This is a genomic window from Povalibacter sp. (assembly GCF_036735925.1).
Classification (GTDB): Bacteria; Pseudomonadota; Gammaproteobacteria; order Steroidobacterales; family Steroidobacteraceae; genus Steroidobacter.
On sequence record NZ_DAINNK010000069.1, the window covers coordinates 8,155 to 25,646 of the forward strand.

The 17,492-nt window shown below is 65.0% G+C and carries 14 protein-coding genes; 2 read left to right on the forward strand and 12 right to left on the reverse strand.

Features of this window, described 5'->3' with window-relative positions:
- The 8 genes from V7D81_RS18050 to V7D81_RS18085 all read right to left on the reverse strand — a co-directional run.
- A partial coding sequence (locus V7D81_RS18050; RefSeq protein WP_324318834.1) for a YkvI family membrane protein occupies positions 1 to 1,040 on the reverse strand: 1,040 nt, incomplete at its 3' end.
- A 79-nt stretch (positions 1,041 to 1,119) separates the two neighbouring features.
- Positions 1,120 to 2,913 (reverse strand): CocE/NonD family hydrolase, encoded by a 1,794-nt coding sequence (locus tag V7D81_RS18055; RefSeq protein ID WP_324318837.1) that lies wholly within the window; start codon positions 2,911 to 2,913, stop codon positions 1,120 to 1,122.
- Entirely contained in the window at positions 2,910 to 3,896 is a 987-nt protein-coding gene (gene bla / locus V7D81_RS18060; protein ID WP_324318839.1) for a class A beta-lactamase, read from the reverse strand. Before bla ends, V7D81_RS18055 begins: the two co-directional genes overlap by 4 nt.
- Positions 3,896 to 4,933, reverse strand: coding sequence for a DUF1611 domain-containing protein (locus tag V7D81_RS18065; RefSeq protein WP_324318841.1), 1,038 nt, complete (start codon positions 4,931 to 4,933; stop codon positions 3,896 to 3,898). The genes bla and V7D81_RS18065 overlap by 1 nt, the downstream gene beginning before the upstream one ends.
- Before the next feature lie 26 nt (positions 4,934 to 4,959).
- Complete coding sequence (locus V7D81_RS18070) at positions 4,960 to 7,182, reverse strand: TonB-dependent receptor (protein ID WP_324318843.1); 2,223 nt, start codon at positions 7,180 to 7,182, stop codon at positions 4,960 to 4,962.
- 52 nt (positions 7,183 to 7,234) lie between these two features.
- Positions 7,235 to 8,383, reverse strand: a complete 1,149-nt coding sequence (locus V7D81_RS18075) for a dipeptidase (RefSeq protein ID WP_324318845.1) — start codon at positions 8,381 to 8,383, stop codon at positions 7,235 to 7,237.
- A 28-nt stretch (positions 8,384 to 8,411) separates the two neighbouring features.
- Positions 8,412 to 9,416 carry a dipeptide epimerase gene (locus V7D81_RS18080; protein ID WP_324318847.1) on the reverse strand — a complete coding sequence of 335 codons (1,005 nt, stop codon included), beginning with the start codon at positions 9,414 to 9,416 and terminating at the stop codon, positions 8,412 to 8,414.
- A gap of 6 nt (positions 9,417 to 9,422) precedes the next feature.
- Positions 9,423 to 11,411: a serine hydrolase domain-containing protein gene (locus V7D81_RS18085; RefSeq protein ID WP_324318849.1), complete on the reverse strand. Its 1,989-nt coding sequence runs from the start codon at positions 11,409 to 11,411 to the stop codon at positions 9,423 to 9,425.
- Between the two features lie 146 nt (positions 11,412 to 11,557).
- Between V7D81_RS18085 and V7D81_RS18090 the strand changes: the two genes are divergently transcribed.
- Both V7D81_RS18090 and V7D81_RS18095 read left to right on the forward strand, forming a co-directional pair.
- Positions 11,558 to 12,280: a helix-turn-helix domain-containing protein gene (locus tag V7D81_RS18090; protein WP_324318851.1), complete on the forward strand. Its 723-nt coding sequence runs from the start codon at positions 11,558 to 11,560 to the stop codon at positions 12,278 to 12,280.
- A gap of 136 nt (positions 12,281 to 12,416) precedes the next feature.
- Positions 12,417 to 12,620 carry a hypothetical protein gene (locus tag V7D81_RS18095; RefSeq protein ID WP_324318853.1) on the forward strand — a complete coding sequence of 68 codons (204 nt, stop codon included), beginning with the start codon at positions 12,417 to 12,419 and terminating at the stop codon, positions 12,618 to 12,620.
- A gap of 14 nt (positions 12,621 to 12,634) precedes the next feature.
- Here V7D81_RS18095 and V7D81_RS18100 read toward each other — a convergent pair whose 3' ends face one another.
- The 4 genes from V7D81_RS18100 to V7D81_RS18115 form a co-directional block, all read right to left on the reverse strand.
- Positions 12,635 to 15,118: an ABC transporter permease gene (locus tag V7D81_RS18100; RefSeq protein ID WP_324318855.1), complete on the reverse strand. Its 2,484-nt coding sequence runs from the start codon at positions 15,116 to 15,118 to the stop codon at positions 12,635 to 12,637.
- Entirely contained in the window at positions 15,112 to 15,801 is a 690-nt protein-coding gene (locus V7D81_RS18105) for an ABC transporter ATP-binding protein (protein WP_324318857.1), read from the reverse strand. The genes V7D81_RS18100 and V7D81_RS18105 overlap by 7 nt, the downstream gene beginning before the upstream one ends.
- Positions 15,802 to 15,809: 8 nt before the next feature.
- On the reverse strand, positions 15,810 to 17,081 hold the full coding sequence (locus tag V7D81_RS18110) for an efflux RND transporter periplasmic adaptor subunit (RefSeq protein ID WP_324318859.1): 1,272 nt from the start codon (positions 17,079 to 17,081) through the stop codon (positions 15,810 to 15,812).
- A gap of 40 nt (positions 17,082 to 17,121) precedes the next feature.
- On the reverse strand, positions 17,122 to 17,492 hold a 371-nt coding region (locus V7D81_RS18115), incomplete at its 5' end, for a BlaI/MecI/CopY family transcriptional regulator (protein ID WP_324318861.1).

Sequence of the window (17,492 nt, forward strand, 5' to 3'; positions counted from 1 at the left end):
GGCACGATCAGCAGCACGATGAAGGCATACGTCAGCATGCCGTAGCCTTTCGCGATCAGGTCGATGAGACCGATCGCCGACGCCGCGTACACCGACAGCACCATGATGATGGTCGCGAGCACCGGCCGGATCACGCGCGGCATCTCGCGCTTCTGCTCTTCGTAGACCTTTGCGACACGCTCATTGATCGCGTGCAGCACCGCGACGCCGGTATCGACCAGCGTCAGCAGCACCGCGATCTGGAATGCCCACTCGAACCACGGTGCGTGCAGGCGCGCGAGCAGGAAAGCCGAGGGGAGCGCTTCGGCGCCGATCTCGTGGTAGTAGCCCATCATCGCTATATAGAAGAGAACGGCCGGCAACATGCCGAGCGGTCCGCCGAGCGCGCCCGCGATCAGCGCTTCGCGACGCGTCGTGAGATGACGGATGCAGAACAGCACCGCGGGAATGGTCGCGACGTTGTAGCCCGCGTAGGTGATGCCGGCCTTCAGCCAGTTGTCGCCCAGCGGCTCCGCGGCGAAGTTCGCCTCGATGCGATCGCCGAAGGCGAACAGGCTCCAGAGGACGAACACGATGTAGACGAGGTACAGATAGCCCACCGACAGCGTCAGGAACTTCTCGATGAAATTGTTGCTGTAGAACAGCAGCGCGCCGGTGGCGATGATCATGCCGAGCGAACCGACCAGCTTCGGCCAGCCGAACAGGCTGTGGATCACCTCGCCCGCTGCCGCGCCCATCACCGCCATGATGATGACGATCAGCAGCAGGTAGGCGATCTCGAACAGGAACCAGCCGCGGCCGAGCAGCAGCTTGAAGAAGGAACGGTAGTCGTAAGCCTGCGCGACGCGCGCCAGCTCGAAGCTGACCATCAGCACCGCGCTCCACACCAGCATGCTGACGAGCATGCCGAGCAGCCCGCCCCACGGCCCGGCAGGCAGGAAGAATTCGACGAGTTCGCGCCCGGTGGCATAGCCGCCGGCGATCACGGCGGATTCGAAGACGAAACCCGGCAGCAGGTAGCGTTTGAAGAAATCGTTCAATCAGCCTCCCGTCTCTGCATGAACTGCCCCCACCCCAACCCTCCCCCGCTGCGCGGAGGAGGGAGCACAAATCTTCCACTCATTCCGGCTGACCCAGCGGCACGTACAGCGCGCTCGGATGTTCGCGATCGTGATACAGCCGCACGGTCACGGTGCGCGCATCGTCCATCCGCTCTTCGGCGACGGGCTTGCCGCTGTTGTAGTTCTTCTGGCTGTACATGGAATTGATCGGCGACAAGCGCAGACGCAGGCGGCTGCCTTTGGCGATCTCGCGCGATACGAACGTGAAGCGCTCGAAGTCGTAGCGCAAGGGCGACTTGGTCGCGACGAGCTTCGGCTCGCGCAGGCTCTCACGATAGCGCGCCCGCAGCACGTCCGTCGTCAGCAGCACGCTGGAACCGTCGGCGCGGATTTCATGGATGCTGACGGCGAAGTCGGTATCGGGCTGATCGATCGCGATCCAGGCGGAGAAGCGGAACGTGCCGCTGACTTCGGTGTTCTTCTCGAAAGGCGCGGTGTGATAGACGAGCTGCTTCCCGTGCTGCGCATACAGCAGGCTCTGGTCGGTGAGCGACGACGCATCGAGCGTGGCTTCGAGCGCCGCACCGGAAACGTCGCGAGGATCGTGGACGTACTGATCGGGCTTGCCCGCGGACGCCGAGCGCGCCGGATCGAGCCAGCCGGCGGCCAGCACATCGCTCGCGCTGCCGGTCGAGCCCAGGTAATAAGGCCGCGCTGCCGCCGTCACGGCGTCGAGCGTATCGGCGTAACGCCATTTCTCCGCGCCCATCACGTAGTAGGCGACGTTCTTCTGCAGGAACGCCGGCTTCGCGCCATTGCCCATGGTCCACGCATACCAGTCGAGATGAAGCTGCGGCAGATCGACCATGCTCGCGGGACCGAACGTGACTCCGCCCACCGTCTGCGTCGGCGTGCGCGTACCGGCGTGATCCCACGGACCGATCACCAGGTAGTGTTTCGCGCGCATCTCGGGCGAGGCGTGCTTCCAGTGTTCGCGATAGTGCGCGAGCGCGCCGGGCTGATCGTCGTCGTAGCTGCCGGTGAGGGTCAGGATCGGAATCGACAGCTTCGCGTATTGCCCGGCCGTGGGGTTGTAACGGTCCCAGTAGTCATCGACGTACGGATGCGCGATCCATTCCTGGAAGATCGGCGAAGGATTGCCGACGAGCGTATCGAGCTGCGCGAACGGCGTGCCGCTCTCGAACCACTGGCGATACTTCGCCGCCCAGAAATCGCGATCGCCGAAGATCTTGTCCTGCGCCGCGTGGCCGCTGGTGAACGTGAGCCACTGGATGGTGTAGGGATAGGAGATGTTGTTGCGAAGCGGAAAGTCGACGCCCGCGAACGGCGCGGCGGCCGGCACGATGGTGGCGAGATGCGGCGGGAATTCCTTCGCCGCTGCCCACTGGTTGTAGCCCGCATACGAGCCGCCCCACATGCTGACCTTGCCGTTGCAGTACGGCTGCTTCGCCAGCCACTCCACCACATCGAAACTGTCCTGCGCTTCCTGGATCAGCGGCCGGAACGTGCCTGCGGAGTTGCCGCGGCCGCGCACGTCGACGGTCAGGAACGGCAGTCCGCGCGCCGCGAAATACACACCGCGGTCGTGATAGCTCTGCGCGATGTAAGGCGTGAGCGTGACGATGCAGGGCGCGGGATGCTTCTGATCCTTCGGCGTGTAGACGGTGGCGTTCAGATGTACGCCGTCGCGCAATGGAATGCGCACGCCCCACTGGAAGTCGATCTTCGCTGCGTCCGGTTCGGCGGCTGCGGCGCCCAGGCTCACGGCCGCCGTACACCACAGCGCCCAGGCAACGATTGCGGTCGAACGGCGCATGACCTGCGGAGTCATCCGGCGTGAGCGAACAGAAAGTAGTCGTACACGACGCGCGCGATCTCAGCGATGGCGCGCTCGCGCTGCGCGAACGGCAGCGCACTCTTCTTGATGAAGACCGTGATCGCGATCTGGCCGCGTCCGTCAGGCAGCGTGATGACGCCGACGTCGTTGATCGAGCCGCCGATGGTGCCGGTCTTGTCGGCCACGACGATGCCGGGCGGCAGTCTGCCGCGCAGCCGCGCATCGCCAGTGCGACAGCGTTCCATGATGGCGACCAGCGTGCGTGTCGATCCGGCACTCAGCGCTTCGCCGCGGAAGATGCGTGTCAGGAGCTGCGTCATCGCGTCCGGCGTCGAGGTATCGCGAACGTCGTCGTCGAAGGCGGGATTCGGCAATCCGCCCTGCTTTTCCAGCGCGGGATTCTGCTGCACGGCCTGCGCGAACGCCTTCTCGATCGGACCGGCGGGCAGCACGAAGAAATCACGCAGCAGCGCTGCGGTATCGCGATCGACGCGCAGATCTTCGACCTGCTGCCTGTGCACCCACGCCGTGACGGCCTGCGGACCGCCGGCGAGTTTCGTCAGCACGTCGGTGGCGGTGTTGTCGCTCTGGGTCAGCATCAGTTCGAGCAGATTGTGCAGCGAGAGGCTGACGCCGGGATGGATGAAGCGGTCGGCGATGACTTCCGACGGCACGTACAGCGCCGGATCGACGGCGATCATCTGCTGCAGATCGAGTCGTCCGGCATCGACCTGCGCCAGCAGCGCGCCGGCCACGGCGATCTTGAACGTACTCGCCATCGGAAAGCGTTCGCCGGCATTCACCAGCACGCGCGGGCCCTGCCCGTCGATCCGCCACGCCGCGACGCCCACGGTGCCGCCGCCGATGACGGCGAGGCGCTGAATCTCGGCTTCGATCGGCGCGGTCGGTGCGCCGGCCAGCGCGCGGGTTGCCAGCAGGACCATCATGGTCAGTCCCGCCAGCAACTTCGTCCGCATCAGTGCGTCTCCCGCAGACAGTTGTCGACGAGTGCTTCGAACTCGGCGCCGCCGCGGATCGGATCGGCCACCGGCAATCCCAACCGTACGCTCTCGGCAATCATCAACTGGCGCGCTTCGGCTTCCGACAGATGCGCGGTGTTGAGACAGACGCCGCCGCAGCGGATCGCCGGATTCGTGCGGCGGCCCAGCGTGAGATTGAGCGCGATGGTGTCCTCGACGGACGGCACCGCGTAGTGCGCGTGACCGAGCATGTGAGTGCGTCCCGGCTGATGACACACGACGATCACGTCCGGCTGGCTGCCGTGCAGCAGGCCGAGCGAAACGGCGGCGTACGCCGGATGAAACACCGAACCCTGCCCTTCGATCACGTCCCAGTGATCGGGCGCCGCTTCGGGCGACAGCATCTCTGCAGCACCCGCTTCGAAGTCGGAGACGACGGCATCCATCGGCACGCCGGAGCCGGCGATCATGATCCCGGTCTGGCCGCTGGCGCGGAAGTCTGTGGCCACGGCGCGCCGCTGGAACGCACGCGCGATGGCAAGCGCGGTGTATTTCTTGCCCAGCGCACAGTCGGTGCCGACGGTGAGCAGACGCTTGCCGCTGCGCTTGCGGCCGGTGGCGATCGGAATGTTGGCGGGCGGTGTGCGCACGTCGATCAGGCGGCGGTTATGCCGCTCGGCGGCAGCGACGAGCACTGGCAGGTTCGCCAGTTTCGAATGCATGCCGCCGATCAGATCGAGCCCCGCTTCGAGCGCCGCGAGCAGCGAAGGTATCCAGCTGTCGAGGATGCGTCCGCCCTGATTGGCCACACCGATCACCATCGAACGCGCGCCCCGCGCCTTCGCTTCCGCTGGCGTCAGGCGCGGCAAACCCACGCTGATCGCGTCCGGCGAACACGACAGTTCGCCGACGCATTTGTCGCGTGCCCAGTCGCGCAGGCCGAAGGCGGTCTTGGCAAAGCCCGCCTCCGTGGTGTCGCCCAGGAACAGCAGGTAGGGCTGCGGCAGCTCCAGCACTACTGGCTCCGTCGGCATCGGGATTCGAGCCTGCGATACGTTCACTAGAAGTCCACGCCGAAGGTCAGACCGATCGTGCGCGGACGGATCACGCCGGTTCCGATGGCGCCGTTCGGATAGGCGCCGAGCCCGCCGACCGAGGTCCGTCCGTCGCTGTCAGTAACGTTCTTGGCGTACAGCTCGATCGAGTAGTTCCCGAAATCGATACCTGCCTGCAGATCGAGGACTTCGTACGAGGAAATTTCGCGCTGGCGGCCGTTGGCGTTGCGATAAGCGAGATCGTAGGTGGCCGTCTGATCGGACAGGTACCGCAGTGCGCCGCCGACGTACGCCGTCGCCTGCGAGCCGACCGACCACTCGTAGTCGGCGTTCAGACCGAGACTCCATTCCGGCGTGTACGGCAGCGCATCACCTTTCAGGCCGCCCGAGAGCGCCGGCGTATCGTCTTCGAGCTGGGCATCGGTGTAGGCGCCGTTCAGAGAGACGTTGAATCCGTCGCCCAGCAGGGCCCTCGCCGTAAACTCCAGGCCGTCGCTGGTCGCGTCACCGCCGTTGATGTTCACGCCAAAGTTGTTCACGCGCGCAAACAGCTGGATGTCCTCCCAGTCGATATGGAAGGCCGAGATGTCGAGGCCCAGTACGCGATCGGCGGACTCGATCTTGAAGCCGACTTCGTAACTGGTCAGCGAGTCCGAGTCATAGGTGAGCGGCACGGTCGGCGGTGCGTTCGGCGGCAGTACGTTCGGTCCGCCCGGGCGGAAGCTGCTTGCCACGCGCGCATACAACGAGGCGTGCTCGCCGAACTTGAGTTTCGGGGCCACCGAGTACGTGAATACGTCCTCGGACGACTTCGCTGTCGGGTAGGACACCGGAGTGGGACCGACGAACAGACCAGCTCCGTCCTGCTTCGCTTCCTGATCGTTCTCGCTGTAGCGCCCGCCCAGCGTCAGATCGAACCGGTCGCCGAAGTGAATGGTGCCGCTCACGAAACCCGCGATTTCCTTGTACTCGGAGTGCAGGGAAATATCACCGAGCAGCGGTTGCCCCGGGATCGGATCGACCGTTCCCGGAATCACTGCCTCGATGAACTGAAGGATGTCCCCCTTCTCTCGGGTGTAGTAGGCGCCGACCAGCCACTCGAACGCATCGCTGTCAGGCGACGCCAGACGGAATTCCTGAGTGACCTTGTCGTAGGCCGTCGTCTGGTCCTGCAGCAACTCGTTATCGAGTTCTGTGATGGCGGCGACCAGAGGGCTGTACTGCGTCGTCAGATCGGAGCGGAAGGGCGAATCGAACTCGTTGTAGCTCGTCGAGGACGTGAGCGTCGCGAAGCCGAGATCGAAGTCCAGTGTGGCGTTGTAGAGACGGTAGTCGACGTTCGTATGTTCCGGAACGAACTGCGACTGCGACAGTCTGCCGTACAGCGTATCGAGCGTGTTCGCATTGCTTTCGGCCGTACTGGACGCCTGCGTGCGAATGTTCTGCATGATCGCGGTCAGGCGCAGGGAGAAGGCATCGCTCGGGGAATACAGCGCCGACACGCGGCCGCCGTAGCTCTCCGATTCGTTGATGTCGTCGGCGATGTCGGAACCCGCGGTGCCGATCGAGTCGATGAATCCGCCCAGTTCGCGGTAGTAGCCCACCGCACGCACGGCGAAGGATTCAGAGAGCGGCACGTTCACCATGCCAACGCCGGAATAGCCGACGTCGCCGTCCTCGACAGTCTCGGCGCCTACGCGCACGCGCGCTTCGACTCTTTCCGTCTGCGGCGGATTCGTGACGAACTTCAGCACGCCGCCGAGCGAACTGGCGCCGTAGAGCGTGCCCTGCGGGCCGCGCAGCACTTCGACGCGCTGCATGTCGAAGGTATCGAAGTCTGCCGCCAGGATCGCGCCGTTGACCAGACCGCTGCTGGAACCGAATGGCGTTTCATCGACGTACACGCCGACGGTGGAAGCGACGCCGCCCGTGTTGACGCCGCGCATGACGAGACGCCCGACTCCGGGCGTGTCCTGCGTGAGCTGCAATCCCGGGACGAGCTTCAGATAGTCCTGGAAGCTCGACGCCTGTTGGCGCTCGAGCACGCTTCCGTCGATCGCAGTGACCGACTGCGGAACGTCGATTAGCGCCTCGCTGCGCTTCTGCGCCGTCACGATGATCTCTGCAATCGTCTCCGCAGCGTACACATCGGTCGTGCCGGCCAGCACTGCCAGCGCACCCGAACCGCCGATCGCAATTCCACGCGAAACTTTCCTGAAAGTAGTCATAGCCCTCTCCCCGAATAGTTGTAAGTCAGGCCTGCCGCGACGTTGCGGGCTGTCATTTCCACGTTGCACCCAGCAGGCGGCGAAAGTTGCCGCCAAGTACCGCCGTAATGTTGGCGTCCGAGTAGCCGCGCCGGATCAGCGCCTCGGTCAGATCGAAAACTTTCTGCGGATGATCGAAGCCATCGGTGTCGATCTTGTCGCGGAAGCCGTAGCTCGCCTTGTAGCTCTCGCGCAGCATCTTGTACTGGTCGGCCGGCATGTCGTCGTAGCCGGCGAGATCCGAATCGGTGCCGACGCCGACGTGTTCGATGCCGACCAGCTTCACGACGTGGTCGATGTGATCGACCATGTGCTCGACGGTGGTGGGCTCGCGATCACGCACGAACATGCGCACGCCCGTGATGCCCATCACGCCGCCCTTCGCAGCGAGCTTGCGGATGGCTTCGTCTGTCTTCAGCCGCGGATGATCGTTGAGCGCCCGGCAGTTCGAGTGCGTGATCGCGATCGGTACGGGCGACAGCTCGATCGCATCGAGCGTGGTGCGGTCGCCGCAGTGCGAGACGTCGACCAGCATGCCGGCGTCGTTCATGGCCTTGATGATCTCGACGCCGAAGTCGCTGACGCCGCCGTCGACGCGCTCGGTGCTGCCGCTGCCGAGCAGGTTCTGGCTGTTGTAGGTGAGCTGCGCGCAGCGCTGGCCGAGCGCGTAGAACCGTTTGACGTCGTCGGGCCGGACGAAGTGTTCGGCGTTCTGCACGCCCGTGATCACGGCGATCTTGCGCTCCGTCTTGGCGCGATCCAGATCGGCGGCGGTGCCCACCAGCGTGAACAGATGCGAGTTGCGCGCGGCAAACCCCTGCCAGCCGGCGATGAACTCGAGCGTTTCTTCGACGACGTTCGGACCGCCGGTGCCGATGGCATTGTGGAATCCGGTGATGCCGCTGGCGCGGAACGCGGCTTCATCGGCTTCGCTGATGCGGCCGGCGTAGGCCTCGGGACGAAAGTCGATCTTGAGCGGCGCCAGCATGTCGATGACCAGCGAGCGGCCGACGAGGTCGATGGCGCGCGTCGAGTAGCGGCGGTCCGAATCGGCAAAGGCGCGGTGCATGCCGAGGTTGATCATCGGGACGCCGGTGCACAGTGCGGCAGCCGCGCCGGCCTGCAGCAGATGGCGGCGCGAAAGTCGGTTGCGTTGCTTCATCCGCGTTGCCTCGCTGAACGTTCGCGAACTAGGCCCGCCCGCCGCCCCAGACCGTGTCGGGACAGTGGATGCTGCCGCCGTCGTAGCGCACGCTCGGCCGGTAGTCCTGTTCGAGGAAGTACGGACCATCGAGATCGACGTAGTCGCACAGCTGCGCCACGACGAAGGCCGGCGCCATCGCCAGGCTCGTGCCCACCATGTTGCCGACCATCACCTGCAGGTCGAGCCGGCGCGCCTCGTTGGCGATCAGCAGCGCCTCGGTGAGGCCGCCGCACTTGTCGAGCTTGATGTTCACGACATCGAAGCGGCCGACCAGGCCGGCGACATCCGCCAGGCCCTGCACGCTTTCGTCGGCGGCGATGGGAATGGGACTCTGGAATCCTTCGAGTTCGGCTTCGCTGCCGCGCGGCAAGGGCTGTTCGAGCAGCTTCACGCCGGCATCGACCAGGCGCGGCAGCAGCACGCCGAGTGTTTCGATCGTATAGCCCTGGTTGGCGTCGACACCCATCCACACATCGCGCCGCGCTTCGCGCACGGCGCGGACGCGTTCGATGTCGGCGGGCAGATCGCCGTTGAGCTTGAGCTTGAGTGCGCGCGCCTGCGGCAGGTTCTGCGCGGCGCGCATGACGGCGGCAGGCTCGTCGGCGCTGAGCGTGAATGTCGTGACGCGCGGCACGGCGTGATCGAGTCCCGCCAGCTGCCACACGGGACGACCCGTCTGTTTCGCTTCCAGGTCCCACAGCGCGCAGTCGACCGCGTTGCGCGCGCCGCCGACAGGCAGCAGTTCGCGCAAGGCCTCGCGGCTGATGCCGCGTTCGATCGCTGCGCGATGCGATTCGAGCGTGCGCGCGATCTGCTCCGGCGTGTCCTTGAGGTAGTACACGCCGGACGCTTCGCCGCGGCCGGTCGCGCCGCCGCCGTGCAACGTGACGACCGCGACCGGCACGTCGGTGAAGGTGTATCCGGAGATGCGGAACGGCGCCTTGAGACGCAGCTGCTCCACCTCGACCTGCATCTGCAGAGGCGCGTCCATATCAGCTCAGTAGTTCACGTCGAGCGCGATCAGGTGGAAGGTGTAGGCGACCCAGAGCAGCACGAGCAGCGCCAGCGCCAGCACGACGGCCCACACCTTCGTGTACCACTTGCGCCGGTCGCGCAGCACCGTCGCAGCGTTCAGCAGGCCGATGACTGCCGCCGCAGGGAACGCGATCAGCGACAGCAGCTGCAGCACCCACAGCCACCCGTCGACCGAACCCGACAGGTATTTGAAGTTGCCCATCATCGTCGTGATCGTGACGGCCCACGCGACCATGAGGACCACCCCGGCCGTCGATGCGATGCGGATCCAGCGATGCGACTTCGCCGCCTGGCCCGTCAGCGCGTACGGCACGCCGTAGTGGCGACGCACCAGCGCCGAAACTGGCCACGCGAGCGCCGTGAGCAACAGGGCCACCAATCCGGCACAGAGCGCTGGCAGCAGCCAACCGGCGGAACGCGATGCGGGCACGCGCTCGAAGATCATGAAGGGCGAGATTTCGCCGAAGCTGAAGCGCGTGACGCGGCCATCCTTCACCTCGGCCGAGAGCAGGTTGTTGCCGTTCACGTCGCGCCATACGAACGGCTCGACTTCGCGCCACTTGATCGGCACGCCGGCCAGGTTCGTGGCCATCGACACGGTGATCGTGCCGTCCTCGTTCGGTACCACTTTGATGGTGCCCAGCAGGTTCAGCAGGCTGAGGAAGCTCGAGTCCATGCGGCGCGAATTCTGGTAGGCGCCCGCGATCAGGCGTGCGTGTTCGGCCGCGGTCTTTTCGTCGACCTTGCCGTCGAGCGTCGGTCCCGGCAGGTAGCGGTCGGCGAACTCCTCGAACAGCGCGCTGCGGATGTCGCCCGGCGCGCCTGCCTTGCCGGCGCTGTTCACGGAAAAGAACAGGCCGATGTTGTCGTCGATGAACAGGTGCAGGTTGCTGTGGAACCACTGCGTATCGCCGCCATGGCCGAGCGCGCGGTGACCGTTGTAGTTCTGTTCGTAGAAGCCGAGCAGCATGCGATTGACGCGCGGCAGGATCGTGAGCGCAGTGCCGTGCATCTGCTTCGCCGTCTCTTCCTGCAGGATGCGCGTCTCACCGAACGCGCCGTTCTGCAGGTGCGCGATCATGAACTTGCCCATGTCGGCGCCCGAAGCCGCCAGGCTGCCCGCCGGCGCGAGACCGCCGATGACTTCGAACGGCTTCGCCGGCTGCGACGCGCGCGCATAACCCTTCGACATGAGCGGCTTGAGATGGTCGGGCAGCGGCTGGCGGAACGACGAATGCTGCATGCCCAGCGGCGCGAGCAGATGCTGATCGATGTAGTCGTCGAACGTCTGCCCCGAGACGCGCTCGACGATGTAGCCCGCCAGCGCCGTCGCATAGTTCGAATACGCGGGCGTGGTGCCGGGCGCGTAGATGCGCTCCGGAATCCAGTGCGCCAGATGTTTGCCGATCGGTTCGACGGGGTCGTCTTCCGTGCCCATCAGGCCCTTCACCTGCTCTTCGAGACCGGCGGTGTGGGTCAGGACGTTGCGCAGCGTGACGGGCTGGCCGTCGCGCGGCGGGATCTGGAAATCCAGGTAGTTGTTGACGTCGGCATCCAGGTCGAGCTTGCCCTGCTCGACGAGCTGCATGACGGCAGTCCAGGTGAAGAGCTTCGACACCGAGCCCGGACGGAACAGCGTGTTCTCGGGATCGACGGGCTTGCGCGCTTCGACGTCCGCGTAGCCGTAGCCCTTCTGCAGCAGCACCTGGCCGTCCTTCACGATGACGACGACGGCGCCGGCGATGTCGGCGGTCTTCAGCGCATAGGGAAGGAAGCCATCGAGCCACGCTTCCGCGTCTTCGCGGGTCAGCGCGCGTGTCGTGGCGGGCGCTGCCTGGGTTGCCGCGGGGTCCGGTGCCGGGGGGGGGGGGGCCGGCGCCGGGGCGGCCTGCGACCAGGCGGCGGCGGAGGGGATCAGGGCCGTCAACAACATCGCCGTGCGAATGCGCATGGGATCCTCACCTGTGTGTGCGCCGCTCTTTGTCGGCTGATTTATCCCCTGTCGGCCATACTAGTCCTGATTGGAGAATCGTCAACCTGATTGTAGATTTCGGCAATGAGCCGTTCCGTCACGGGTTCCCGCTAGAATTGCGCGCAATGAAGACAAGCAAGTCACGCTCGCCCGCCAAGCCCACCCTCGGACGATTGCTGCGTTCGCTGCGCACCCGCAACGACTGGACGCTCAAGGAAATGAGCAAGCGCACCGGTATTCCGCTGTCGACGCTCGCCAAGGTCGAACACGACCGGCTCACGCTCACCTACGACAAGCTGCTGCAATTGAGCGAGCGGCTGAAGATTCCCATGGCGGACCTGTTCGCGGAGCCGAGCGAAGGACCGGAGCCCGCCGTGACCGCGCGGCGCAGCATCGGACGGCTCGATCGCGCGATCCGCGTCAACACCCGCAACTACGATTACTACTATCTGTGTGCGGAGCTGCGCCGCAAACGCATGATCCCGGTGCTCACGCGCATCCGCGCCAAGAGCGTCGGCGAGTTCGGCGAACTCGTGCATCACTCCGGCGAGGAATACATCTACGTGCTGGAAGGCCGCATCGAGATCCACACGGAGTTCTACGACCCGATCGTTCTCGAAGCCGGCGAATCCATCTACATCGATTCCAACATGGGTCACGCCTACGTCGCGGCGGAAGGCTGCGACGAAGCGAGCGTGCTCGGCGTGTGTTCGAGCGCCGATGAAGGCCTGATGGAGTCGCTGATGGAGATGCACGGCGATGAAACCACGCGCATCGAAACGCCGCCGGACACGGGGCGCCTGTCGCAGGTGGCGAAGACGAAGCAGCGGCGCAAAGCGGGCGCCTGAGGCCTGATGATGGGGGTTTCTGTAGGTCAGGCTTCAGCCTGACTTCCGAAAAGAGGCCGGCTGAAGCCGGCCCCACAGTAAGAGGCCCCACCCCAGCCCTCCCCCGCAAGCGGAGGAGGGAGCGGAAAGGCAGTACATGAATCGCAACGACATTCCCGACGTCCGCGACGGTCTCACGCACAGAGAACGCATCGTGCTGTACGTGCTGCACGAAACACAGAAGGAGCGCCGCGGCCACAATGTCCCCACGCCCATGCTGTGGGGACGCGTGTGCGAACACTTCTGGATCAGTCCGGAAGAATTGTCGGAGATGCTGGCGAGGCTCGGAGCGAGGAAGTAGCGCCGCTGCCCGTTTCACTCATGCCGCAACGCATGGATCGGCCTGGCGCGCGCCACCAGCAGGACGTGACCCGAGATCGTTGCCAGGGCAATGATCAAGGCCAGGACGCCGGCAATGACGAACGTCGCCAGACCCAGCTCGACGTGATATTCGAAGCCTTGCAGCCACCAGCGCATGAGCAGGTATGCACACGGCCAGGCAATGACGTTCGCCCACAGCACCGGGCGGGCGAACTGCCAGCCGAGAAACCACAGGATGTCGGTGCGGCGCGCCCCCATCACTTTGCGCAAGCCGATTTCCTTGGTGCGCCGTTCGGCGGTGAAGATCGCAAGCCCGAGCAGGCCGAGCGCTGCGAGCGCCACGGCGACTGCTGAAAACACTGAAAAGACCGTGGATTGCGTGACGATGTCGGCATACAGGGCGTTCATGTACTGGCTGAGGAATGTCCCTTCGAAGCGGCTGCCGGGCTCTCGTTGATTCCATACGGCCTCGACCGCGTTCATGCCCTCCTGAACCGCACCGCCATCGAATCGCACGACGAGACGGGACAGCAATACAGGGTCCACGTAGTACACGGTCGGCTCGATCGCATCGCGAACCGAGCCGACCGAGAAGTCCGGAATCACACCGACGATCTGCGAGCTGCGCATCTCGAAGACTTTGATCCGGCCATCGTCAATGCCCACGCGCCGCCACTGCGGAAATTTGCCGACCGCTTCCGCCGGAATGTTGAAGCCGAGGGCGCGGGCCGCGGATTCATTGATCACGATGGCGGGGTTGTCCTGCACGTCGCTGCCACTCTGGAGAACCATGTCCTGCCCGCGCGAACGCGACAGCAGCCGCCCGGCGAGCGGCGTGATGCCGAAGACATCGAAGAAGGCGTCGTCCACTGGCACCGCACCGGTAGCGACGGCGTCGTCGCCGCGAGGCGAGACAAACGTCGCCGACATGTGATGAATGGAAAGCGCGTATTGGGAAGCACAGGTGACCACCAGCACGGGTTTCAGATTGCGGATCGCATCGAGTGACTCGCGTGAACAGCCGCTCGCGGCATTGTTGAGATAGATCTGATCGGTGGGCACGCGCAGACGCTCTTCGATCGCGTAGCGGGTTTGTCGCTGAACCGTGAGCGTCGCCACCAGCAAAGCGATCAGCGTCGCGAACTGCAGCACGACCATCATCCGACGTATCCGGCTCGCCTTCGGCTGCGAAGCAAGACCTCTGAGCACGATGGCGGGCTTGAAGCCCGAGAGATAAAAAGCCGGATAGGCGCCTGCTGCGCATCCCGACAGCAATGCAAGTCCGATGAGCCCTGTCGCCAGCGCAGGATCTCTCAGGTAGTCGAACGTGATCTGCCGCTGCAGAAAGCCGTTGAATGCGGGCAGCATGAGCTCCACGGCAATGACGGCGCAGATCAGCGCCAGCACGGCATAGAACAGGCACTCACCCATGAACTGCAGCGCAATCTGTCGGCGCAGCGCGCCGACCGCCTTGCGCACGCCGACTTCGACCGCGCGCCGCATGGCGCGCGCCGTCATCATGCTCACGAAGTTGCCGCAGGCGACGATCAGAATGAGCAGCGCAATGCCCAGCATCGCCTTCACGACCCGCGGATCGCCTGCGGGTTTCATTTCACCCATACGCCGAGGCTGAAAATGAATGTCGGCAAGCGGTGTGAGCGTGAACGTGTACACGCGCGAACTGCTCATGCCATTTACGTTTCCCGGGATTACATTGTCAGGGACGTGTGTGTCCGCAAATTCGCCCAGTCGCGCGCGAATGGCATCTATGTCCGCACCCGAACGAAGCCTCACGTACGTGATGACATTGTCGGCGCGCAGCGCGCCAGGCTGGCGCTGCGCAGCTTCCAGAGCCGTCAGCCCGGAGGAACTGGCGATGCCAGGCAGGAACACGTCACCGGTCAGGTGGCTGTTCGCCGGAACATCCGCGACCACCGCCATCACGTGCATGTCGACCTGACGATCGAGGGAAAGCCTTTCGCCGACGACGTCCTCACGGCCGAACAGCTGGTGCGCGGCCTTGCGCGTCAGCACCAGGCCATCGGGCCGGCTCAGCGCGTTCGATACTTCACCTGCAATTACTCGCAGCGGAAACAGCTCAAGGAAATTGGGGTCTACCCAGTTGCCACCAAACGGAAGGCCATCAGGATCGTCACGGCGGTGCAGACGGATACCTGCGTACGCAAGACGCGTCGTCGCGTCGATTTCAGGGAACGTGAGCTGCAGCGCGGCAGCATCTGTGACGGCGGAAACTGCGACCCGCATCTCCGCCCGCCCAGGCGGCGCAATCACTTCGCCGAGCTGATAGATCCGCTCGTGATTCGGGATGAACCGGTCGTAGCTGAATTCATCGCGCACATACAGCGCGATCAGGATCGCCGCGGTGAATCCGAGCGTCAGCCCGAGCAGATTGATGAGCGCGTAGGCGCGATTGTGCAGCAGGTTGCGAATCGCCGCGGCAACGTAGCTGCCTAGCATGTGACCTCCGCTTCTTCTTCCTCCTCGACGATCCGGCCATCGAGCATGTGCACGATGCGCTGCGCGCGCCGTGCATGCTCGGCCGAGTGCGTGACCATGATGGTCGTGGTGCCCGAGCGCGTGATGCCGTCGAGCAGTTCGAGGACCGCATCGCCGTTCGCCGAATCGAGATTGCCCGTGGGTTCGTCGGCGAGCAGGAGCTTCGGGCGCGCAACCAGCGCGCGGGCGACGGCGACGCGCTGCTGCTGGCCGCCCGACAGCTGCTTCGGCACGTGGCGCGCACGATGCGCGAGATCGACGCGCTCGAGCGCCTCGGCCACCCGCTCGCGCCGCTCGTGGCGGGGAATACCCAGGTACAGCAGCGCCACCTCGACGTTCTCGGCGACGTTGAGATCGTCGATGAGATTGAAGCTCTGGAATATGAAGCCGACCTGCGCGCGACGCCGCAGCGTGAGCTGTTCCTCGGAGAAGTGCGCGATGTCCTCGCCGAGAAACCAGTATTTTCCCGCACTCGGGCTGTCGATGAGCCCCAGGATGTTGAGCAGCGTCGATTTGCCGCAGCCGGACGGGCCCATGATGGCGAGGAATTCACCGTCACGCACTTCGAGCGAGACATCGTCGAGCGCGGCGGTTTCGACTTCGCTGCCGCGATAGAACCTGGAGAGGTGTTCGACCTTCAACATGGACGCTCCTATGGGGTCAGCACGATGCGGTCTGCGCGATCGAGCCCCGTGTAGTCGGACGTGATGACGTGATCGCCGGCGGCCAGACCCGCCACGATTTCGAGTTGCTCGATGGTTCGCCGGCCGATGTTGATCTGCCGGCGCTGCGCGGTGCGGCCGTCCGGCGCGACGACGAAGATCCACTGTCCGCCGGTGCGTTCCATGAACGGACCGTTCGGCAGCACCACGGCGGGCGTATCGCCGCCGAGCCTCAATCTGCCTTGCGCGGCAGAACCCGCCACCAGCGTCGCGGGGCTCCCGTCTTCGAAATCCAGATCGATGCGGAACTGGCCGTTGCGCACCTGGGGCGAGACGCGGCGCACGCTGAGGCGGATCGGCTGGCCGTCGATATCAATAGTGGCGGTCTGCCCGACGCGCACGCGCGCGAGATAGAACTCATCGATATCGGCGATGAGCTTCATGCCGGCATCGGGCGTGACTTCGGCCAGCCGCTGACCGGCGGCCCGGCTTTCACCGACTTTCAGATCGAGCGCAGTCACCCTGCCGGCGACCGGCGCACGAATGACGAGGCTGTCCAGCTTGCCGTGCACGACCGTCAGGTTGCCGCGCAGGATCTGCACCTGACGATGGATGTCGGGCATCAGGCGCTCGCGCAGCGCGGATTGCCGGCGGCCGCTTTCGCGCTGAATGGGTTCGAGCCTGCGGTAGTAGGCAAGCTCGTCGTTCACTTCGTCGCGCTGCTCCGCGGCCAGCATGCCGCTGCGGGCAAGGCTGGCGCGGCGCTCGCTGGCGCGCTGGAGACGGCGCAGGTGGTATTCGATGTCGACCTGCGCGCGATCGTTGGCCAGCTGATTCTGTTCCAGCGCAATCTCGTTCTGCTGCAGTTGCGAGAGCGCCTGATTGAGCTGTGATTCCTGTTGAATGACCTGCAAGGCGAGATTGGTATTGCTGAGCTCGATCAGCGGTTGCCCTGCCTCGACCACGTCGCCCGCTTCGACCAGCAGGCGCTCGACACGTCCGCCGTCGATGGCGTCCAGATACACCGTCTCGCGCGGCACGATGCTGGCGTTCAGTGGAATCAGATCGCGAAACACACCTTGCCCGACGGCGGTGATGGTCAGCTGCGCCCGCGGCATGCGCAGCGTCCTGTCGCCCGACCCTGCAATCAGTTTCACCGTCAGCAACGCGGCTGACATCAGCGCGACGGCGATCAACGCGACGCGGGCGGCGAGTGGCCAGCGCGGCAACAGCCAGGCGGGCGGCTGGATCGGACGATCCATGCGCGGGCCCGCGTTCGCTGGCGTCGCCGCCGTGTTCATCTCAGCGGTCCCGCGACGTCTTTCGCTTGCGCTTGCCCGCGAACAGCGCGAGCTGGCTGGTGTTGACCACCCCCGTATCGACGAGGCCCGTCAGCAGCCGCTCCAGAGACCCGCCGCAGAATCGATCCGCAATTTCCTGCACTGCGCCGGCCGCGGCCGTCTCCGCCGTCTCGCTCGATCGATAGACGAAGGCGCCGTTCACCACGGAATGGGTCACGTAGCCTTTTTCTTCCAACCGCCGCAGGACGGTGCGGATGGTGGCGTCCTTGAGCTTGCGATTGACCTGCTGGCGCACTGCAAAAGCCGACATTTCGCCGTGCTTCCACAGGATCGTCAGCAGTTCGTGTTCCAGATCCCCCAGGGGCGGACGAG

Bases quoted from the DNA above. Each gene is read 5' to 3' on its own strand.
- V7D81_RS18055 (WP_324318837.1), bottom strand. From the start codon at position 2,913: ATGACTCCGCAGGTCATGCGCCGTTCGACCGCAATCGTTGCCTGGGCG.
- bla (WP_324318839.1), bottom strand. From the start codon at position 3,896: ATGCGGACGAAGTTGCTGGCGGGACTGACCATGATGGTCCTGCTGGCA.
- V7D81_RS18065 (WP_324318841.1), bottom strand. From the start codon at position 4,933: ATGCCGACGGAGCCAGTAGTGCTGGAGCTGCCGCAGCCCTACCTGCTG.
- V7D81_RS18070 (WP_324318843.1), bottom strand. From the start codon at position 7,182: ATGACTACTTTCAGGAAAGTTTCGCGTGGAATTGCGATCGGCGGTTCG.
- V7D81_RS18075 (WP_324318845.1), bottom strand. From the start codon at position 8,383: ATGAAGCAACGCAACCGACTTTCGCGCCGCCATCTGCTGCAGGCCGGC.
- V7D81_RS18080 (WP_324318847.1), bottom strand. From the start codon at position 9,416: ATGGACGCGCCTCTGCAGATGCAGGTCGAGGTGGAGCAGCTGCGTCTC.
- V7D81_RS18085 (WP_324318849.1), bottom strand. From the start codon at position 11,411: ATGCGCATTCGCACGGCGATGTTGTTGACGGCCCTGATCCCCTCCGCC.
- V7D81_RS18090 (WP_324318851.1), top strand. From the start codon at position 11,558: ATGAAGACAAGCAAGTCACGCTCGCCCGCCAAGCCCACCCTCGGACGA.
- V7D81_RS18095 (WP_324318853.1), top strand. From the start codon at position 12,417: ATGAATCGCAACGACATTCCCGACGTCCGCGACGGTCTCACGCACAGA.
- V7D81_RS18100 (WP_324318855.1), bottom strand. From the start codon at position 15,118: ATGCTAGGCAGCTACGTTGCCGCGGCGATTCGCAACCTGCTGCACAAT.
- V7D81_RS18105 (WP_324318857.1), bottom strand. From the start codon at position 15,801: ATGTTGAAGGTCGAACACCTCTCCAGGTTCTATCGCGGCAGCGAAGTC.
- V7D81_RS18110 (WP_324318859.1), bottom strand. From the start codon at position 17,081: ATGGATCGTCCGATCCAGCCGCCCGCCTGGCTGTTGCCGCGCTGGCCA.